Annotated in this window: 19 protein-coding genes; 12 read left to right on the top strand and 7 right to left on the bottom strand. The window is 37.3% G+C overall.

The genetic code is table 11. The features are described 5' to 3' along the window. Positions 1–22 precede the first annotated feature (22 nt). The 3 genes from ytxJ to DKG80_RS10920 form a co-directional block, all read right to left on the bottom strand. Positions 23–376, bottom strand: a complete 354-nt coding sequence (ytxJ, locus tag DKG80_RS10930) for a bacillithiol system redox-active protein YtxJ (RefSeq protein ID WP_109831382.1) — start codon at positions 374–376, stop codon at positions 23–25. A gap of 2 nt (positions 377–378) precedes the next feature. After that, the gene (locus DKG80_RS10925) at positions 379–1917 is read right to left on the bottom strand and encodes a hypothetical protein (protein ID WP_109831381.1); all 1539 of its coding nucleotides are present in this window, start codon (positions 1915–1917) and stop codon (positions 379–381) included. A gap of 141 nt (positions 1918–2058) precedes the next feature. Next, complete coding sequence (locus DKG80_RS10920; protein WP_109831380.1) at positions 2059–4035, bottom strand: alpha-ketoacid dehydrogenase subunit alpha/beta; 1977 nt, start codon at positions 4033–4035, stop codon at positions 2059–2061. Positions 4036–4268: 233 nt separating this feature from the next. Here DKG80_RS10920 and DKG80_RS10915 point away from each other — a divergent pair, with 233 nt between their 5' ends. Beyond that, positions 4269–5513, top strand: coding sequence for a M16 family metallopeptidase (locus DKG80_RS10915; protein WP_245906997.1), 1245 nt, complete (start codon positions 4269–4271; stop codon positions 5511–5513). 288 nt (positions 5514–5801) lie between these two features. Here DKG80_RS10915 and DKG80_RS10910 read toward each other — a convergent pair whose 3' ends face one another. Together DKG80_RS10910 and DKG80_RS10905 are read right to left on the bottom strand one after the other, a co-directional pair. Continuing rightward, positions 5802–7586, bottom strand: coding sequence for a chloride channel protein (locus DKG80_RS10910; protein WP_109831378.1), 1785 nt, complete (start codon positions 7584–7586; stop codon positions 5802–5804). Between the two features lie 119 nt (positions 7587–7705). Continuing rightward, a complete protein-coding gene (locus DKG80_RS10905; protein WP_109831377.1) occupies positions 7706–9379 on the bottom strand; it encodes a M61 family metallopeptidase in 1674 nt (557 codons plus the stop codon). Between the two features lie 156 nt (positions 9380–9535). Between DKG80_RS10905 and rpmH the strand changes: the two genes are divergently transcribed. The 7 genes from rpmH (at position 9536) to DKG80_RS10870 (ending at position 14938) form a co-directional block, all read left to right on the top strand. Beyond that, complete coding sequence (gene rpmH / locus DKG80_RS10900) at positions 9536–9697, top strand: 50S ribosomal protein L34 (RefSeq protein WP_109831376.1); 162 nt, start codon at positions 9536–9538, stop codon at positions 9695–9697. 38 nt (positions 9698–9735) lie between these two features. Continuing rightward, on the top strand, positions 9736–10161 hold the full coding sequence (rnpA, locus tag DKG80_RS10895) for a ribonuclease P protein component (protein WP_109831375.1): 426 nt from the start codon (positions 9736–9738) through the stop codon (positions 10159–10161). A 1-nt stretch (position 10162) separates the two neighbouring features. Next, positions 10163–11800, top strand: coding sequence for a S41 family peptidase (locus DKG80_RS10890; protein ID WP_109831374.1), 1638 nt, complete (start codon positions 10163–10165; stop codon positions 11798–11800). Positions 11801–11811: 11 nt separating this feature from the next. Further along, complete coding sequence (tsaB, locus tag DKG80_RS10885; RefSeq protein WP_109831373.1) at positions 11812–12513, top strand: tRNA (adenosine(37)-N6)-threonylcarbamoyltransferase complex dimerization subunit type 1 TsaB; 702 nt, start codon at positions 11812–11814, stop codon at positions 12511–12513. Continuing rightward, a complete protein-coding gene (locus DKG80_RS10880) occupies positions 12491–13009 on the top strand; it encodes a DUF2480 family protein (RefSeq protein WP_109831372.1) in 519 nt (172 codons plus the stop codon). The genes tsaB and DKG80_RS10880 overlap by 23 nt, the downstream gene beginning before the upstream one ends. A 118-nt stretch (positions 13010–13127) precedes the next feature. After that, the gene (locus tag DKG80_RS10875; protein WP_109831371.1) at positions 13128–13877 is read left to right on the top strand and encodes a segregation and condensation protein A; all 750 of its coding nucleotides are present in this window, start codon (positions 13128–13130) and stop codon (positions 13875–13877) included. After that, on the top strand, positions 13877–14938 hold the full coding sequence (locus DKG80_RS10870) for a lysylphosphatidylglycerol synthase transmembrane domain-containing protein (protein WP_109831370.1): 1062 nt from the start codon (positions 13877–13879) through the stop codon (positions 14936–14938). The genes DKG80_RS10875 and DKG80_RS10870 overlap by 1 nt, the downstream gene beginning before the upstream one ends. A gap of 37 nt (positions 14939–14975) precedes the next feature. Here the strand turns inward: DKG80_RS10870 and DKG80_RS10865 are convergent, their stop codons facing one another. Then, on the bottom strand, positions 14976–15395 hold the full coding sequence (locus DKG80_RS10865) for a nucleoside-diphosphate kinase (RefSeq protein ID WP_109831369.1): 420 nt from the start codon (positions 15393–15395) through the stop codon (positions 14976–14978). A gap of 148 nt (positions 15396–15543) precedes the next feature. Between DKG80_RS10865 and DKG80_RS10860 the strand changes: the two genes are divergently transcribed. Genes DKG80_RS10860 through DKG80_RS10845 form a run of 4 tightly spaced genes read left to right on the top strand, consistent with a single transcriptional unit; the run spans position 15544 to position 18892 of the window. After that, entirely contained in the window at positions 15544–16557 is a 1014-nt protein-coding gene (locus DKG80_RS10860; RefSeq protein WP_109831368.1) for a DHH family phosphoesterase, read from the top strand. Further along, on the top strand, positions 16547–17545 hold the full coding sequence (locus DKG80_RS10855) for an FKBP-type peptidyl-prolyl cis-trans isomerase (protein ID WP_109831367.1): 999 nt from the start codon (positions 16547–16549) through the stop codon (positions 17543–17545). The genes DKG80_RS10860 and DKG80_RS10855 overlap by 11 nt, the downstream gene beginning before the upstream one ends. 28 nt (positions 17546–17573) lie before the next feature. Next, positions 17574–18320, top strand: a complete 747-nt coding sequence (locus DKG80_RS10850) for an FKBP-type peptidyl-prolyl cis-trans isomerase (RefSeq protein ID WP_109831366.1) — start codon at positions 17574–17576, stop codon at positions 18318–18320. Next, on the top strand, positions 18317–18892 hold the full coding sequence (locus DKG80_RS10845) for a non-canonical purine NTP diphosphatase (RefSeq protein ID WP_109831365.1): 576 nt from the start codon (positions 18317–18319) through the stop codon (positions 18890–18892). The genes DKG80_RS10850 and DKG80_RS10845 overlap by 4 nt, the downstream gene beginning before the upstream one ends. Here the strand turns inward: DKG80_RS10845 and DKG80_RS10840 are convergent. After that, on the bottom strand, positions 18884–19645 hold the full coding sequence (locus DKG80_RS10840) for an SDR family NAD(P)-dependent oxidoreductase (RefSeq protein WP_109831364.1): 762 nt from the start codon (positions 19643–19645) through the stop codon (positions 18884–18886). The two genes, DKG80_RS10845 and DKG80_RS10840, sit on opposite strands and share 9 nt — an antisense overlap. Between the last annotated feature and the right edge of the window lie 16 nt (positions 19646–19661).

Raw genomic sequence — 19661 nt, 5'->3', positions numbered from 1 at the left:
ATGTTCTTTACTTAGAAACCAATTAAGCTTCCTGCAAGTTGTCATTCACTCTTTTTACCTCATGATAGGCAATACCCATGTGTGAATTGTCATAAATGGCTTTACCGTCCGAAATAATGATTATCTGAGGAGATTCGTGATCTACTCCAAATTCCTGAGCTATGGCATTTGAAATATCTCTATTGTTGATCAAATCAAGATAATAAGGTTTTAAATCTCCTAGTTCTTCCTGATTCCAAGCTCTCTGAAGTCTGTCTAATGCCATGCTGCTGATGCTACATCTCGTACTATGCTTAAAAAGCAATACTGGGTGATTAGAAGACTCTGATTTGATGGTGTTAAGCTGCTCCAGTTGAGTCAAATGATTCCAATTCATATTTAGTTTCTTGTGTATTCTCTTTCCTTATTGTTCCAAATTTCAGCCTCGTCCTTGTCGAACTTGACCTTCTTTGGTTGCTTCTTAACGCCATTTGGTTGGGTTTTGTTCCCAAATACTCTGACCCAAGTAATGCTAGTTTTACGTCTAACATTTCTAATGGCAGGAGTAGCATGCTTAGCAGCTATGTAGTTTGCACTAGGGTGAGCATCTTTTGGTTTTTTAGGTTTTCTGGTTTTCCATCCTTCCCATTCCGGAGCAAAAGGAGAGTAATGCATTGGCCAGTGTCTCCTGCTGTTGTCAAACATTAAGTGCCCATCTTTCTTTCCTGCTGGAAATTTTATGTAACTAGGAGGCTCACTGAATCTTGGATTTACATAATATCTAGTTTTGGTGTAAGTAGACTCCTTGGAGAACCGTGGGTTTATTTTGTATTTGGTATTGGTGTAAGTAAAAGAAGTAGTTCGCGGTTCGATTTTAAACTTCTCATTAGTGTAAGTATAAGACTCAGACCTTGGTTCGATTTTATACTTGATTTTGGTATAAGTAGGTACAGATGATTTTCTAGTTCTTACTCTGTATTTAGTGTCAGTGTAGGTAGGAGCTATGCTTCTTGGTTTGATCTTGAATTTATCGTTAGTGTACGTGGTAGATACGGAACGGTTGAGAGGTTTGAACTTCATGTGTGTATAGGTAGGTGCTACGGTGCGAGGTTCAATTTTAAATTTATCCTTGGTGTATGTGGTAGATACGGAACGGTTGAGAGGCTTGAACTTCATATGAGTGTAGGTCGGGGCGATAGTCCGAGGCTTTATTTTGAACCTGTCTTTTGTATAAGTCGTCGATACAGAATGATTGCGTGGCTTAAATTTCATATTGGTGTAGGTAGCTTCTTTTGAGTAGCGAGGAGTGACAATATAAATTTTATTAGTTGCCTTCCATTGGGACTCTTCAGGATGTCTAGCTTTCAAGTTCACGTTAAAGTTTCGACGTTCCATAGCGTTTGCTGGAGTGAATCTTGGATTTACCTTGAACTTCGTATTTGAGTAAGTGGCGTTTTTTGAAAAACGAGGAGCAACTATATATATTCTATTCGTTGCCTTCCATTGAGACTCTTCAGGATGCCTAGCTTTCAAATTGACATTAAAGTTTCGGCGTTCCATGGCATTAGCAGGGGTATAACGCGGGTTAGTAAAGAATTTGGTATTTGAAAAGGTAGCTTCCTTAGAATATTTGGGATTGATTGTCTTGACTTTTAGATCAGACTTTCTGGTTGGTTTAGAGTATTTGTCACTCAGTTTGACATTGTGATTTTCATTTTTGCCCGTATTCGGAGCACTGTACTTTGGGAAAACCTTTATTGCCTTTGTAGCTTTTGATTTTTTAGAAGGTTCTTTGACCTTGTCGTTTGAGAAGTTTTTACGAGGTCCAACTTCCGTTTTGAGTTTATTTCTGTCTTGCAGGAGCTGTCCATAACTAACCGTGGCAGTTAGAAAAAAGCAAATCGTAAGAAAAGTAATATATAGGAAAGCCCTATTCATACAGCTACACTCAATTTTATTCAACCGGAAAGATACTATAATAAGTCTAATTAGCCGATCAGCTAATCGACAATCAGTGAGTTGTTCCCAAAGTGGTTGACGCAATTTTTGAAGCCTTTGTAGATTCAACCTTTCTAGGGATTAATAATTGTGTAATTCTTGAATTTTCTTTTTGAACCGCTCTTTTGGAAGCCATTGTTCCTCTAGTTCTTTGGCAAAAGGAATAGGGGTGTCCAACCCACCTACTCGCATCACTGGTGCATCTAAATATTCAAATAAATGCTCACCTACCCAGCTTGCGATTTCACCTCCAATGCCTCCAGTTTTGTTTGCTTCATGTAGAATAATGACTTTGCCAGTTTTCTTGATTGATTTACGAACAGTCTTCCAGTCCCAAGGTTTGATGGTCACGAGATCTACAATTTCTATATCAATATCATCAAATAATTCGGAAGCTTCTTTTGCCCAATGAACTCCCATACCGTAGGTGATGACACTAATATCTTCTCCCTTTTCGATGATATTGGCATGACCAATCGCTAGGCTGTAATACCCATCAGGTACATCACCTGAGATCGAACGGTAAAGCGCTTTATGTTCAAAAAATAGAACGGGATTAGGATCGTCTATTGCTGCTAAAAGTAAGCCTTTGGCATCACGAGGATTAGAAGGGTAAACAATTTTGAGCCCGGGCACATGAAAGAACCAAGATTCAGGAGATTGAGAATGGAAAGGACCTGCTCCTACACCACCACCACAAGGTAGTCTAACGACTACGTCGGCGTTTTGCCCCCACCGATAATGTGAAGTGCCGAGATTATTGACGATTTGGTTGAAACCACAGCTAACAAAATCTGCAAATTGCATTTCTACAACTGATTTCATATTGTCAATAGATAGACCAAGACTTGCTCCTAATACTGCTGATTCACAAATGGGAGTATTGCGAATTCTATCCTTGCCATAATCATCTACAAAACCTTCAGTTACTTTAAATACACCGCCATATTCGGCGATGTCTTGTCCCATGATAATAAGATTTGGGTATTTGACTAATGCTTCGCTCAATCCATCACTAATCGCATCTACGAATCTTAGTTCAGTAGTTTCAGTAGAAGTTGGTAGAAAACTCGCAGCTCGTTTAGCAAAGACTTGTTCAGTTTCTTTACCAAAGTTAGGAGAAGGTCTTGGGTAAGAATTTGCTATAGATAAACCTTCCTCTATTGAGTTTAATGTTTTAGTCTTTAGAGCTTCTACTTGATCCAATGATAATAGCTCACTGTCTAAAATGAATTTTTCATAGTTTTCAACAGGATCTTCTTTTTGCCATTTTTCAACCAGCCCTTCAGGATAGTATTTAGTGCCGCTTGCTTCTTCATGACCACGAATTCTAAAGGTTTTGCATTCTAAAATATAAGGCTGAGATCTTTTTCGAATGGTACTGACGATTTCAGAGACCTTATTGAATACGTCTAATATATTATTGCCATTGACTTGTTCTGCTTGGATTCCATAACCAATACCTTTGTCAGTGAAGCTCTTACATTTAAATTGTTCTTCACTAGGAGTAGAAAGTCCCCATTGATTGTTTTCAATCAGAAAGATGACAGGTAGTTCCCAGACGGCCGCAAGGTTCAGCGCTTCATGAAAATCACCCTCGCTTGCACCTCCATCTCCTGAAACTACCAAAGTAGCGCGAGGCTGTTGCTTGAGTTTTTTACTAAGAGCAATTCCATCTGCCACACCAAGCTGAGCACCTAGATGAGATATCATACCCACAATTCGGTGTTCTTTGGACCCAAAATGAAAAGAACGATCTCTACCTTGAGTGAAGCCTTGACTCTTACCTTGAAACTGTGCAAATAGTTTGTCCAGAGGAATGCCTCTAGCGGTGAACATGCCTAAGTTTCTATGCATTGGGAGGATATATTCATTTTTCGCCATCGCTTTAGCGGCACCTACCGAAATAGCTTCTTGTCCATACCCAGAAAACCATTTGCTAATTTTCCCTTGACGAAGATTGATAAGCATCTTTTCCTCTATGAGTCTAGGAACTAATAAAGCTTCGTACAAGTCAATAAGCTGCTGATCCGTGAGATCTTTTCGATCAAAATGCATAGAAAATATAGTTGGAATACAAAGTTACTTTCATTGAATCAAACCAACGAGTGTTGATCGAAAACTCAAGTTTTAAATAGTTTAGAAGAGGCTATTTTTATCAGGTTGACAGGACTAGAAAGAGTCCATATATGACATTAGTCAATGGTTTAGACACTGTCCCAAGTTTTAAGATAAGTTCTAGAATCTTTCATGATGATTCATTTCTCATTTTCAATTGTAAGTTTGCAGTTATGCAATACGAAAGCTTCCAACTCGATAACGGATTGACAGTGATAGTTCATGAAGATCATAGTACTAAGACAGCTGTTTTAAACCTGTTATATAATGTAGGTTCTAAGGATGAAAATCCAAATAAAACAGGGTTTGCGCATCTATTCGAGCACTTAATGTTTGGAGGGTCTAAGAATATAGATTCTTTTGATGAGCCTTTACAGAAAGTAGGTGGGGAGAATAATGCATTCACTACACCTGATATTACGAATTATTACGTAACTGTCCCATCTGCCAATATAGAAACTGCATTTTGGTTAGAATCAGATAGAATGCTTTCACTTTCTTTTGATCCGAATGTCCTTGAGGTACAACGAAAGGTCGTAATTGAAGAATTTAAACAGCGTTATCTAAACCAACCATACGGGGATGTTTGGCTGAAACTTAGACCAGAAGCATATAAGGTTCATCCATATTCATGGGCAACAATTGGAAAGGAAATAAGCCATATAGAAGATGCTACTATGCAGGATGTAAAGGAGTTCTTTTATAAGTTTTACATTCCGAATAATGCTTACTTGGTAGTAGCGGGAGATGTGACCGTCGAACAAGTTAAAAGATTATCTCAAAAATGGTTTGGCCCGATACCTGCCGGTAAAGAATATGTTAGGGATTTACCTCAAGAGCCTGTGCAAAACCAAGCGAGAAATATCGAAATTTCTTCAGACGTTCCGTTGAATTCACTTTACAAGGTTTTTCATATGGAAGGAAGGTTAGGAGCTGACTATTATTCCTCTGATCTTATGTCTGACATATTAGGTAGAGGTAAGTCTTCAAGACTCTATTCGTCATTGGTCAGTGATCAAAATATGTTTAGTAAAATCGGTGCAAGTATTTTAGGGTCTCATGATCCAGGGTTGGTTGTTATCAGTGGCGATATGAATGACGGAGTGTCTTTTGATGAGGCTGAACAGGCCATAGAAAATGAATTAGTAAAGATCATTAATCTAGGTGTAACAGAAGAAGAGTTGGCTAAGGTTAAGATGCAAGCAGAATCCTCCCATGTTTTTGGAGAGATGGAAGTTTTGAACCGCGCGATGAATCTTGCTATATCAGCATCTTTAGGAGATATAGAGATGGTCAATAGAGAGTTAAATGATATTATTTCTGTCTCTACAGATCAATTAAAAACTAGTGCCTCGAGGATCTTACGACCGGATAATTGCACGACTTTAAGATATTACGCCGAAGGCAAGAAGTCGTAATATTTAGGAAAAACTGCCTTAATTAAGCGTATAGGGGATTTACCTATAGTAGATGTTTAGAAAATGTATACTGATATTAATCAGCCTTTTAATAATACAATAATGTTTTTTGGCTAGACTTTTCCACAAATAAAAAAGTTATCCACATTGTTGATATGTCGGGGGTTATCTTTCAGGTTTACAGGTGTTTATGTTTTTTTCTTTTTTTTGATTTTGTTGATAACGCGAAATAAATCAGACTTTTAACGGTTAAGGAAGTTGAAATAGTTCAAAACCAGTTAGTTGTGATTATTCTTTGTCTTGGTGGATTAATTTATTGCGATATGCGTTGAAAATCGTTGATTTTGATAACATACCTAGGTACTTGCCATTTTCAATCACAGGTAGATTCCATGCCTGAGTTACCTCAAATTTGCTCATTACCATTTCCATAGTATCCTTAGGGTCAATTTCGGCAGGAGGTAACTGCATGATTTCCTTGACGATGATTCTTTGACGAGCATCAGACTCAAAAATTATCTCTCTTATCTCGTGTAAAGTGATGACACCTTCTAGCCCGCCTACATAATTTAAAACAGGGAAAAGGTTTCTTTTAGATTTTTTAATTAATGGTACTAAATCTTCGAGTAAAGCATCATACTTGATAGGATGAAAGTCGGATTCAATTAGCTTTCGAATATTGATTTCTCTTAAGACTTGTTTGTCCTTGTTGTGCTGAATTAAATCGCCTTTTTCTACCAAACTCTTGGTGTACAAAGAGTATGGCTCAAAGTAATTGATCGTCATATAGGCTATGGCTGATACCAGCATCAATGGAACGAACAGTGTATAGCCTCCAGTAATTTCTGCAATTAAGAATATTGCAGTCAGAGGAGCATGTAGAACCCCGCTCATGACACCACACATACCTACCAAGGTGAAGTTGCTAGTGCTGATAGAAACAGGAAGAGCATAGTTGATTGTTCGGGCGAATAAATATCCAGCAATACCTCCCATGAATAAAGATGGAGCAAATATTCCACCACTACCACCAGATCCAATTGTTAAGGCAGAAGCAACAGGCTTAATGACCAAAATCGCAAAGAGTAAAATTATTATCAGAATGGTCTGATCTGTAACTCCATATATGAGTGTGTTGCGAAATATAATTTCGTCATTACCAATCAAAAGCTGTTTGATGACACTATAACCTTCTCCATAGATTGAAGGAAACACCAAAATGATAAGAGCTAGACCTAGCCCACCAAGTAAGGCTCGATTCCAGTCATTCTTGATCTTATGAACTAAATCTTCGACTAGATATGTCAATCTGGTAAAGTGAACCGAAACGATTCCACAAAAAATACCTAAAAAGATATAGTAGTGAGCATGCTCTGCTAAAAACGGATCTGTTAGTTTAAAGCTGAAAAGCATTTCATCAGCTTGTAGAGACATGGAAATCAATGATCCAGTAACGGAAGAAATTAGAATCGGGATGAATTTGTTAATCGTTACATCAGTAAGAATAACCTCAATAGCGAATATTACTCCAGCTATAGGGGAATTAAAGATGGCCGAAATAGCGCCAGCGGCCCCACATGCGATTAATAATGTTCTTTTTTTATAGTTAAGGTGAGTAAGTCTAGCAAGGTTTGATCCGATAGCTGATCCTGTTACTACGATTGGTGCCTCTAGTCCAACTGATCCACCAAAACCTACCGTAATGGCACTCGTAATCATTCTCGAGTACATCAGAGATTGCTTGACTACACTTGATTTACGAGATATGAAATACAATATTTGAGTGATCCCGTGCCCAAGCCTTTCTTTGAAAATAAATTTAGAGATGCCCACTGTTAATAAAATTCCAACTAGAGGGTATACTAAAAAAAGGAAGTTGATACCAGCTGTACCTGTGATAGTATGGCTTAGGAATTCGTGAATAACATGAACTGACCCTTTTAAAGATACGGCAGCGAATCCAGCTACAACACCGACTATGCCACTCAACAGGATGACAAAATTGTCATTGCTGATATAGCGCATCCTCCATACTAAAAATCGTACCAGTAATTCGTTAAATTTTAATCTCATGCTTCTATTTGAACTATAAGTTCCAGGAGGGGTGCAGTTGGCTGCAAAACTACGATTTTGTTAGGCATTCTAAAATTGAACTTAAAAAAATACTGATATCCATATTGAGTACTGATAACTCACTTTAGCCATTGTTCTCTATTTCGCTGCTGTTCTGAAGTAATGTTGTTAATTTTTTGTAGGTGATAATTCCAAAGAAAGCTTGATCCATCTTGAAGAAGTTCGAGGTTGATAGTTTTCTCATCTCGTTTTAGTTGAATTCTTTTAGGAAAGGAATTTGACCTGATATCGAAAGGCTTATTGTTTACTTCAATGATTTTATCTCCAATTGATAACTGATTCAGGAAAGGACTCTGATCAACTATGTCAACAATTTTCTGGTTAGAAACTTTAACACCAGTGAAATGGCAAAACATGTCTTCTGGACTTTTTAGTTTGAGTTCAAGCCCAACTAATGCTAGAGCATTTTTAAGATATGGCTCTACATCATCTGCTGTTTCATAAAGTATATGAGCTAATTCTAAAATTTGCTGTCCGCCATATTTTTTGAAAAGACTAAAAATATCTTTTTTAACATAACCACCTTGATCAAAGGTGTAATACTCCATCATTTCTTTTACTACATCAAGAAGTGAGTATTTATGATTACTTCCGTGTCGTATTTCCAAATCAAGTATCAATGCACATAAAGCTCCTTTGACATAAATAGACACTTTTTGACTAGACGGTGTGTTTTTGTAGCCATCTATCCAGAGGTTTAATGAGGAATCAATTAGAGATGTTCTATGTCTTCCGAAATTTTGAAAATGACGATTGCAAAGCGAATTGAGTTCTTTTAGGTACATATCCAGCGAATACGTATCGGATGTTTTCAAGAATAGCTCTCCATAATAAGTGGTGAACCCTTCAGAAGCAAATCCAGTTGGATGACTGATTTCATTCTGGTATTCATAAGGAGACATTTCCTTTGGGCGAATCCTAGTTACATTCCAAGTGTGAAATAGCTCATGGGAAGCAACTCCCATTAGTTTTTCATAATAGTCGTTTTTACTTTCAGGGTCATTTGGTCCTAAAATCAATACAGTCGAATTTTGGTGCTCAACTCCATGGTAGTGCTTGTAGTCCAGAGACTGAACTATGAATTGGTATTTTTTCGTAGGAAAATATCCGAAAGATTGAATTTGATCCCTTGTGAACTTTTTAAAATCGGAAATGATTTTTTCATCGCTCAGAGGGTGTTTTCCATTGATCCAAACTTCAAATTGATAGTCATCTACTTGGTAGGGTAATTTTTTTAGTTTTTTTGAGGCTAGAAATGGAGAGTCAACCAGCACATGATATGAGGAAGCTTTGAGTATTCTATTTTCAAATGGAAGAGGACAAGCAACTTCATAAGTTCTAGGTATATCTATTGAGACCTCTACAGGTTGATTAATTAGTTCAGGGATATAAGCGATACAACTTATGAAATTGAAATAAACTTGAAATTCGTCAAATACAGAATTACCCGCATCCATTTTGAAAGCATAATAGTCATATGAAAAAGTGAACTCTCTAACTTCACTTGTATTGATTTCCCATTTGTGGGATAGAGATTTTAAAACCTGAAGTTCATTTTCTTTATGTCTTGCAATTACCTTTCTAAAGTTGTTAGCAAAGTCAGCTCTTTCGTACCTTCCAGGTCGCCATAGAGGAATATAGACATTAGTATTACTATTTGAAACAGGGAATGTAATGTCAATATGGACTAGGTGAGAAAGTGGAGATTGTAAAGTAATATCTATTTTTATCATAACTGTTGTTCTTAGATGCCTCTAGCTAAGAGCTTTAAGAGAAAGTATTGATACTATAGTTTGTAATTAATCAATTACTCTCTATTTTTGCACTCCGTTTTTTAAAAGTGAGGCTTAAAGGCTGTTTTTCAGCCCGAAAATATAAAATTCAGAAAGATGACTAAAAGAACATTTCAACCTTCGCAAAGAAAAAGAAAGAATAAGCACGGTTTCAGAGCTAGAATGGAGGATGCTAATGGTAGAGCAGTTCTTGCAAGAAGAAGAGCTAAAGGCAGAAAGAAGCTGACTGTATCTAGCGAAAGAGGAAGTAAGAAATAATTTCTTTTTTAGTTTTATTCCTTCCGTTGATATAATAAATGAAGGAAAAAACTGACATAGCGACTAGCTATTCGTTTCCTAAGAAAGAGCGAATAAGCAGTAAAAAATTGATAGATGCTCTTTTTAACAAGGGAGCATCTTTTCATATATATCCCTTCATGATCAAATATCTGCCCAACTCGGAGGTAGATGCAGTTTGTCATCAGGTACTGGTATCAGTTTCTAAAAAGCGATTCAAACGAGCGGTAGATCGGAATAGAGTAAAAAGGTTAGTCAAAGAAGCCTATAGGCTCAACAAGCCTCATCATCTACAAAAAGCTAAAAGCGGTAATTATTGGTTGATTGCGTATATTTACGTAGGAAAGAAGATTCACTCGTATCAGATGATTGAGAAAAAACTAATTGAATCGTTTCACCGTTTAGCAGCTAAGGATTCTGAGAATCCTACTCCTCAATCAAAGTAGTATGAAGAAAATAATTAGTGGACTAGTAGTGTTGATAGTAGCGTTTGGATTGTTTGCTTTTAGCGTAGACGAGTATCAATTCGAAATCTCTCGTAACCTCAATATTTTTGCTACCTTATACAGAGAGTTGAATACACACTATGTCGACGAACTACCAAATGAGAAAATAATCACACAAGGTATCAACGCGATGCTATCGTCTCTTGATCCATATACAAGTTACATTCCTGAAAGTGAATTAGAAAGCTATAGAACTAGTACCACGGGTGAGTACGGAGGGATAGGCGCTGTGGTAGGGAAAAGGGATAATATTAATACGATTTTAATGCCTTATGTTGGATTTCCAGCTCATAAATCGGGTCTTTTAATTGGGGATCAAATTGTAAAAATCGATGGTAAGGATGTAAAGGATGATACCAATAGTCAAATCAGTGAGCAGCTCAAAGGTCACCCAGGAACCAAGCTTGTTTTGACTATCAAGAGGTTGGGGCAGGATGAGAGTTTTGATGTCACTATTACACGTGAGAAAATTGTCATAAGCAATGTTGCTCATTACGAGATGTTCAATGACAAAGTGGGCTACATTCGATTAAGTGACTTTACTACGAATGCTGGTGCAGAAGTAAAAAAGGCTCTCCAAGAACTGAAAGGAAAAGGAGCTAAAGGAATAATTCTTGATTTGAGAGATAATCCAGGAGGTTTATTAGAAGAAGCTATCAAAGTAGCGAATGTATTTATTCCTCAAGGAAAGGAAGTAGTAAGTACCAGAGGTAAAGTAAAGTCTTGGGATAAACAGTATAAAGCTCCATATCAAGTTGTAGATAAAGATATTCCATTGGCCGTATTGACTAGTGGAGGTACAGCTTCGGCGGCTGAGATAGTTTCAGGTGTAATACAAGACTATGATAGAGGTGTATTGCTTGGTACTCGGACTTTTGGGAAAGGGCTTGTTCAGGCGACTAGGCCTTTGCCGTATAATGCTCAGCTTAAAGTGACTACAGCTAAATATTACATTCCAAGTGGAAGATGTATTCAAGCGATTGACTACTCTATTAAAAATGAAGATGGAAGTGTAAAAACGATTCCTGACTCTTTGAAAGTTGCATTCAAAACTAAGAGCGGGCGTACTGTTTATGATGGAGGAGGGATCAAACCAGATATTGTAATCACTCCAAGAGAATACTCTAGTTTATTATTCAATATTGTCAATGATAATTTGATGTTTGAGTATGCAGGACAGTACTACTTGAAGAATAAAACTATCCCTGCTGCCAGAGATTTTCATTTGACAGATGTAGAGTACAAAGAGTTTGTGGATTGGCTCAATGGAAAGAATGTTAGCTTTTCTTCTCAGATGGATGATGCTATTGTGTCATTAGAGAAAATGGCTCGGAAGGAGCAGTATCATCAAGGAATGGAAGAAAGTCTTGAAAACCTTAAGACTAAAGTTGATGAAATTAAGTCAAGCTATTTAATGACTTTCCAAGATGAAGTAAAGTTGATGTTGGAACAGGAAATCGTAAGCCGGTATTATTTTCATGAAGGAATAATAGAGTCTGCTATTCATGAGGATATGGCTGTAGCTAAAGCTGTTGAAGTCCTTAATGATCCAGCTGAATACAAGAAAATTCTGAACTAAATGCTAATCAATTGGCTTTAATCCTTGCGTTAGAAACATCTACGTCTTGTGGTTCTGTAGCACTTTTACAAGACGATAAATTGATTGGGTATCAATATTATAACATAGACAAATCTCATTCTTCACTTCTACATCCGATGATAGATCAGTTGATGAAGAACTGTCAATTTAAATTATCTGAACTAGATGCTGTAGCCATTTCTGAAGGGCCGGGTTCATATACAGGGTTGAGGATTGGGACTTCAGCTGCTAAAGGCCTGTGCTTTTCATTAGATATTCCGCTTATCTCTATTAACACTTTGGAGGCAATGGCGCACCAAGTTAAGTCCATGGGTAATACTTTTGATTTGTATTGCCCAATGATCGATGCTAGAAGAATGGAAGTATATACATTATTGTTAGATACTACCTCTACCATTCGGCTGCCTACAGAGCCTATGATTTTGGATGAGTCTTCTTTTGAAAAAGAATTGGAAGCTAATAAAATAGCCTTTTTTGGTGATGGAGCATTTAAATTTAAAGATATTGTAGATTCTTCTAATGCTGTTTTTATTGATAAAGTAACACCTTCAGCTGCGGAGATTGCTTTTCTTGCAACTCGTAAGTATCAAGAAGCGTTGTTCGAGAACGTTGTTTCGTTTGAACCGTTCTATTTAAAAGAATTCAGAATTATTCCATCTAAAAAGAACTATGCAGGGGGAAATAAAAAATAAGGTTGCTGAGAGTTCATTAATCACTTTTGATTTAGAACGATATTATAATCATAGCAAACGAGTGCAAATTGATATTAAGGATAATCTTTATCAGGGGTTTGTATTACGAGAAAAGGATTTTCGTGAGTTTGTCAAAACTACTGATTGGACTCAATATCAAGGTCAAAATGTAGCTATTTATTGTAGTGAGGATGCTATTGTCCCTACTTGGGCGTACATGTTATTGTCTTCCGCGTTGACGCCTTATGCTAATAAAGTCGTTTTTGGAGATCTGTCGCATCTTGAAAATGCTCTTTTTCAAGATGCTTTGATGAAAATTGATTTAGAAGAATTTAAAGATGGTAGAGTGATTATCAAAGGGTGTGGAAATTACCCTGTTCCAGAGTTCGCCTACGTGGAGATTACTAGACTTCTTCAGCCTGTTGTCAAAAGTTTGATGTATGGAGAGGCCTGTAGTGCCGTGCCACTTTATAAGAAACCTAAAAATATAAATTGACGGATCTCTCTTTATCTAGAATTCATCATTGAACAAGGCTTACAATACAATACTCTTTACACAATATATACTTCTAGTCTATTAAATATACCTTTGGGGTCTATTTGATCATAGTGCATTGAAATTCGAAGTTAAACTCCCGCTGTTTGAAGGTCCTTTTGATCTGTTACTCTTCTTCATAGAGAGAGATGAACTTGATATACATGACATTCCTATTTCTAAAATCACAAATGATTTTTTGGATTATGTCAAACATCTTGAGAAAATGAATATTGAAGTTGCAAGCGAGTTTATTCTAGTGGCAGCTACATTGATGAGAATTAAAGCAAAAGTTTTATTGCCTAGGCCGTCATTGGATGAGGAAGGGAATGAGATTGATCCTAGAGAGGAGCTCGTTAAGCACTTATTGGAGTACAAACGATACAAGTCAGTAATAGGCGAGTTGGTTAAGATGGAGTCAGATCGTCTAGATCGAGAACGTCGAGGAAATGTGGTGAGGGAAATCAGGTCATTGGCTGAGTCTACCAATGTGGAGGCAGAGCTTCAAGATGTAGATTTGTTCAAGATACTCAAAGTCTATAAGAAGGTGATCGATCGCTATGAGATGGAAAAAAATAAGGTGGTGCACAAGGTAGTACAATATCCATACACGATTGAGGGGCAAAGAAATTTTGTACTAGACTCTCTACAAACTAGTGGTCGAATGGCGTTTACTGATATGATAGAGAGTAAGCCGGAAAAGATTTACGTAATATTTAACTTCTTAGCTATTTTGGAACTTCTCCAAATGCAAAAAATCAAACTTCACCTAGGGGAAGGGTTTAATAATTTTTGGATTGAAAAAGCCGAGGGCGTTGCTGTTGATTAATGGAAAAAACTAACAACGACGTACTTCAGGTACTAGACCCAAAGAAGATCTGGTTGCCAATATCTGTAGGTGTGATCATAGTAGTATTAATGTTCTATTTTGATCCGAATGTTACTTCAGAGAATTTAAAACTTATTTTTGATGCTAAAATTTCAGGTATTTTAGTAGCATTTGTAGTACTGCTGGCAAGAGATGCTGGATACATGTATCGTATTCGTACTCTTACTAATCAAGAATTAAGTTGGAAGAGTAGTCTTTTTGTAATCATACTTTGGGAGTTTGCGTCAGCGGTGACGCCATCTGTGGTTGGAGGTACAGCAGTAGCAGTATTCATTCTCAATATGGAGGGAATTAATGTAGGTAAGTCGTTGGCCTATGTAATGTTGACTGCAATATTGGATAACTTATTTTTTGTTACCGCAGCCCCTATAGTTATGTTACTGACTCAAGGAGTAATATTCCCTGAGGTCAAGACTATGGAAATCCAGCTAGGTAGTAGTCTTCAGTATCTTTTCTTTTTGAGTTATGGATTGATAGCGATATACACGTTGATTATGTCATACGCATTGTTTGTCAGACCTAGGGCTTTTAAATGGTTTTTATTAAAAGTTACTTCTTTTGGATTTATGAAGAAGTGGAGAGTAAAAGCCAATCAATATGGGGATGAAATTATCATGGCTTCTGGTGAGATGAAGGGCAAAAAAGGTTTGTATTGGGTAAAAATTGGTTTAGCTACAATTTTTATCTGGTGTGCTAGGTATCTTATGCTCAATAGTCTCGTTGGCGCATATGCCACTGATCTTAATATTGGCGATCATATGGTGATTTTCTCCCGTCAGATCATTATGTGGATTGTGATGTTGATTTCTCCCACTCCAGGCAGTTCAGGAACTGCTGAGTTTTTCTTTTCTAGGTTTTTTGTAGAATATTTGGGAAGCTATACGTTTGTTACAGGGATCTTTTGGAGACTGATGTCATATTACCCTTACTTATTACTAGGGGCAATATTTCTTCCTAGATGGATTCAGAGTAGGTTTTTCGCCAAGAATAGGAAAGGTTAACCGTCACTACATGTGCAGTGACGATTAAGATCAATTTTTAGAATTGTTCATCATCAGCGAAATGGAAGTCGCCTTCGATTTTTGCATTTTCGTCAGAATCTGACCCATGAACAGCATTCGCCTCTAGAGATTTAGCAAATAGATTTCTGATAGTTCCTGTAGTAGAGTCAGCAGGGTTAGTAGCCCCTATTAATTCTCTAAAGTCAGCAACAGCATTTTCCTTTTCAAGGATGGCAGCTACGATAGGACCCGAAGACATGTATTTGCAAAGGTCGCCATAGAAAGGTTTTTCCTTGTGAACTGCGTAGAATTCACCTGCTTTTTCTGCCGATAGTTGTGTTAGTTTAAGAGCAACGATCTTGAATCCAGCTCTTTGGATGATTTGAAGAATTTCACCTGTATGTCCATCAGCATAGGCATCAGGCTTGATCATAGTTAAGGTTCTATTTGTAGCCATTTAATTATGTGGTTTGAATAAAATTTTGCCAAAACTAGGTCTTAATGTTCAATGCATTAATATCAAAATGACGATATGTTGAAGATGATTTTAGCTCTTTGGTTTTAATTATAAATTGTTCACTTTTGCCACTTCGTATAAATTCGTAATGCAAAATCTAGCAGCATTTAAAGAACTCCTAAGTCTTCCTAAACGGATCGTAATTACGACTCACGTTTATCCTGATGCAGACGCACTTGGGTCCTCATTGGCGCTAGCTGGTTATCTTTTGAAAACTGGACACCAAGTCAATGTTATTGCTCCTACTGATTATCCAGATTTCTTAAAGTGGATGGAGGGTAACGAGAATGTTCTGATTTTTCAAGGAAACGAAGAAAAGGCTCAATATCAGATTGAAAATGCTGATTTAGTCTTTTGCTTGGATTTTTCAAGCTTGAAACGAATAGGCAAGTTAGGAGAAATGGTCGCTGACTCCGATGCTGAAAAAGTATTAATTGATCATCATCTGAATCCAGAAACCTTTGCGCAGTATGTACTGTGGTCAACAGAAGCCGCAGCTACTGCTGAGTTAGTGTATGATCTAATAGAAATGTTAGATGGCACTGAAAAAATTACTAGAAGCATGGCTGAAGCTTTATATGCAGGACTCGTAACAGATACTGGCAATTTCAAGCTTCCTTCTACTACCCCTCATGTACATGAGATCGTAGCTAATTTAATGGAACTAGGGGCAGATGTGTCGAGAGTAAGTCATAATATATATGATCAAAACTCTTTTGGTAGAATCAGACTTATGGGCTTTGCTCTATTGGAAAGATTAGAGCTGATAGAAGATACGAATGTGGCCTTCTTTTATTTGTCATTGGAGGATAAACAGAGGTTTAATTATAAACCTGGAGATAGTGAAGGTTTAGTTAACTACGGGATGTCAATTGAAGGAGTAAACGTATCGGCAATATTTATAGAAGAGCAAGAAGAAGTTAAAATATCCTTTAGGTCATTTGGAGAAATACCAATTAATGACTTTGCAAGAAAATATTTCAATGGTGGTGGACACAAAAACGCAGCTGGGGCTACGTCTACAGATAGTTTGGAAGACACCATTGCCAAGTTCAAACAATTAGTAACAAATCAAACAAAAGAACTCAATTATGAAGTTTAGCTCAGTTTTGGCCATGGTAATGGCTGTTGTTGTTTTTGCAGCATGTAACCAAGGTGGAGAATCCACCACAGTTACTTTCAAAAAAGTAGAAAATGTGAAGACAGATTCTTTAGGAGTTACCTCTGCCGATACTACTCTAGTAGATATCAATGTAAATTATATCTCTCAAGGTGCTGATACAGTTATCGCACCAGGTGACGTAATTTTTTACAACGTAATTTTTCAAACTAATAAAGGGCAAGATCTTTACAACTCAATTGAGAATGGTATGCCAACTGGTTTTAGCTATGAGCAAATCGATCAAGGAGCTAGTTCAAGTGCCTTTTTCTCAGTGCTTAAAACTTTGAAAGGTGGCGATAGTGTCTACTTCGAATTGGATGCTGAGTATTTCTTGAAAAATACCTTTGGAGTAAGAGAGCTTCCTGACACCATTGATTACCCTTCTAATTTGTCTTTCCAAGTTGGTATAGAGATGGTAACTGACAGAGAAGGTGCTCAAGAGTACGCTCAGAAGTTGCAAAAGAAGCAAATGAAAAAGCAGAGTAAAGAGGTTTTCGAAGAGACTAAGAAGAGAATGGCAGATGCTAAAGAGCAGATTGATTCTGAGAAAGAAGCAATTGAGGCTTACGCAAAAGAAAACGGTTTAGAGCTTCAGTACACGGAGCAGGGTCTTGCATATATTATTACTGAACAAGGTGAAGGTGATAATGCTCAGCCTGGAGACAATATCGTAGCACATTATACAGGGACATTACTGGACGGTACTAAATTTGATTCATCTGTGGATAGAAATCAGCCTTTTAATTTCATGGTTGGCGTTGGACAAGTAATTGCTGGATGGGATTTAGGGTTTACATTGTTAAATCCTGGATCTAAGGCAACTTTTGTTCTAGCAAGTCCATTAGCATATGGAGAGAGAGGAGCTGGAGCTGATATAGGTCCAAATTCTATTTTAAGATTTGACGTTGAATTGATCGAGATTCAATAACAATTTACCCGAGAGGGAAAAAACTTACATGAATAGAAAATATTTCGATATTAGTTTATGGATGCTACTAGGTTTGGTAGCATCCATTATTGCTTGTTCAGACCCAGCAGAAGAGGCACGAAAGGAAGAAGAAGATAGAGTGGCAGATTCTGTTGGTCAAGCCGAAATGGATCAAGCTGATTTACTGAGTTATATCGAAAGTCGCGGAGTCGACAAAAACAAAATTGATACTGCTAGTATAACTGACAATGAGCTTAACCTAGTTTATTACACTATTTTGGAACTTGGGGAGGGAAGAGCGGTATTACCCAACGATATTTTATCGGTAGATTTTATAGGCCGATTCACCGACACAGTCAATTTTGATACTAGTATAGAAGAATGGGCTATTACGAATGATACAATTGCTTATCCTGCAGCTGGATTAGATTTTGAATCCATTCTTGATCATTTTGAAGGAGATTTAACAAAGGCTTTGGACAGTGCTCAAAAGACTGAAACGTTAGATTATAATTTGTACGTAAACGGGAAGTCATATTCACCTTTTGTCTATAATCACATAGAGGACGGATCAGGTTTTGGAGGTGCTATTCCAGGATTTACACTGGGAATGCAAAAACTGATTCCTCAATTACAAGAAGGAGGAAGAGGTGAAATTTATATTCCTTCAGCTGTAGCCTATGGTACTGCAGGTTTCCCAGATGGCGCAATTTTACCGAATACACCACTAGTTTTCGAGGTAAGATTATCAGATATAAAGCCTACAAGAGAATGAAAATTTGCTTCGCTACTCACAATCAAAATAAACTTAAAGAAATCAATCAGATTTTAGGTAATGATTTTGAAGTAGTTGGTTTGACAGATATAGGGTGTACGGAGGAAATAATAGAGGATGGTAATACTTTAGAAGAAAACTCAGCTATTAAAGCCCGTCATGTTTTTAGTAATTATAATATTCCATGTTTTGCAGATGATACTGGACTAGAGGTAGAGTCTTTAGGAGGTGCACCAGGTGTTTATTCTGCAAGGTATGCGGGTGAACCTTCTAATAGCCAAAATAATATAAAGCTTCTGTTACAGAACTTAGATGGGGAGTCAAATCGTACTGCTCGTTTTAGGACTGTAATAACCTTAATATGGAATAGTGAAGAAATTCAATTTGAAGGAATTGTTAGAGGAGCTATTGCAGACAGTCTAAAAGGAACGGATGGCTTTGGGTATGACCCAATTTTCATACCCGAAGGACAGTCAAGGACTTTTTCAGAAATGTCATCGAATGAGAAAAATGCTATTTCACACAGAGGTAGAGCAGTAGCTAAACTGGTAGATTACCTAAAGTCAGTGTAAGTAGCTTGCTGCATTCAAATCAATAGTACTACCAGTAGCGTGATCAGCCATTCCACTTGCTAAGAATGTCACCATAGGAGCAATGTCTTTAGGTTCGGTCATTCTTTCAAGAGCGATATCTTTAGTAGCCTTGTCATTTCCTTTGGTTTCAATGATTCCATTTCCCATTTCTGTACGGACAATACCGGGAGAAATATTGAAAGCTTTAATACCTTTTTTACCGTAGCTCTGAGCTATTGTTTTTGTTATGGATATCAGTCCAGCTTTTGAAGCTGCATAGGCCATGTATTCTGCAGAATCTCCTTTGAATCCAGCATTGTCAACTATGTTGATAATTCTACCTGTGCTGTTTCTTTTTAGCATAAATTCTACAGTCTTTTTACAAAGAATAGCACAAGAAGAAAGATTTACCTGAAGAGTATTATTCCAAATATCCAACCAATCCCCTTCCTTTGAAGAGATATCTGATGCAGTGGCCATCCCGGCATTGTTTACAAGAATCTCTATGCTACCCATTTCTAAGGCAACTCTATCGAAAAGGTTTGCAGCTTCATCGGGTTTAGATAAATCTGCTTGGAAAGCCCGAGATTCATTGCCTAGCACACTAGCAAGGTTTTCTGCCTCCCTGACATTCTTGTTGTAATGGATAGCGATAGTGGCACCGGCTTCAGCCAGTTTAGTAGCTATGGCTTTTCCGATTCCTTTACTTGCTCCGGTGACTAGTATATTTAGTCCTGATAAATTGATGTACATATGCCAATTTAGAAAT

The sequence above is a fragment of the Reichenbachiella versicolor genome, from assembly GCF_003171675.1.
GTDB lineage: Bacteria > Bacteroidota > Bacteroidia > Cytophagales > Cyclobacteriaceae > Reichenbachiella > Reichenbachiella versicolor.
This window is presented reverse-complemented; position numbering and strand designations above follow the sequence as displayed.

Bases quoted from the DNA above. Each gene is read 5' to 3' on its own strand.
- DKG80_RS10905 (WP_109831377.1), bottom strand. From the start codon at position 9,379: ATGATAAAAATAGATATTACTTTACAATCTCCACTTTCTCACCTAGTC.
- DKG80_RS10840 (WP_109831364.1), bottom strand. From the start codon at position 19,645: ATGTACATCAATTTATCAGGACTAAATATACTAGTCACCGGAGCAAGT.
- DKG80_RS10910 (WP_109831378.1), bottom strand. From the start codon at position 7,586: ATGAGATTAAAATTTAACGAATTACTGGTACGATTTTTAGTATGGAGG.
- DKG80_RS10855 (WP_109831367.1), top strand. From the start codon at position 16,547: ATGAAGTTTAGCTCAGTTTTGGCCATGGTAATGGCTGTTGTTGTTTTT.
- DKG80_RS10845 (WP_109831365.1), top strand. From the start codon at position 18,317: ATGAAAATTTGCTTCGCTACTCACAATCAAAATAAACTTAAAGAAATC.
- DKG80_RS10880 (WP_109831372.1), top strand. From the start codon at position 12,491: ATGCAGGGGGAAATAAAAAATAAGGTTGCTGAGAGTTCATTAATCACT.
- DKG80_RS10920 (WP_109831380.1), bottom strand. From the start codon at position 4,035: ATGCATTTTGATCGAAAAGATCTCACGGATCAGCAGCTTATTGACTTG.
- rpmH (WP_109831376.1), top strand. From the start codon at position 9,536: ATGACTAAAAGAACATTTCAACCTTCGCAAAGAAAAAGAAAGAATAAG.
- DKG80_RS10860 (WP_109831368.1), top strand. From the start codon at position 15,544: ATGCAAAATCTAGCAGCATTTAAAGAACTCCTAAGTCTTCCTAAACGG.
- rnpA (WP_109831375.1), top strand. From the start codon at position 9,736: ATGAAGGAAAAAACTGACATAGCGACTAGCTATTCGTTTCCTAAGAAA.
- DKG80_RS10925 (WP_109831381.1), bottom strand. From the start codon at position 1,917: ATGAATAGGGCTTTCCTATATATTACTTTTCTTACGATTTGCTTTTTT.
- DKG80_RS10890 (WP_109831374.1), top strand. From the start codon at position 10,163: ATGAAGAAAATAATTAGTGGACTAGTAGTGTTGATAGTAGCGTTTGGA.
- ytxJ (WP_109831382.1), bottom strand. From the start codon at position 376: ATGAATTGGAATCATTTGACTCAACTGGAGCAGCTTAACACCATCAAA.
- DKG80_RS10865 (WP_109831369.1), bottom strand. From the start codon at position 15,395: ATGGCTACAAATAGAACCTTAACTATGATCAAGCCTGATGCCTATGCT.
- DKG80_RS10850 (WP_109831366.1), top strand. From the start codon at position 17,574: ATGAATAGAAAATATTTCGATATTAGTTTATGGATGCTACTAGGTTTG.
- DKG80_RS10870 (WP_109831370.1), top strand. From the start codon at position 13,877: ATGGAAAAAACTAACAACGACGTACTTCAGGTACTAGACCCAAAGAAG.
- DKG80_RS10915 (WP_245906997.1), top strand. From the start codon at position 4,269: ATGCAATACGAAAGCTTCCAACTCGATAACGGATTGACAGTGATAGTT.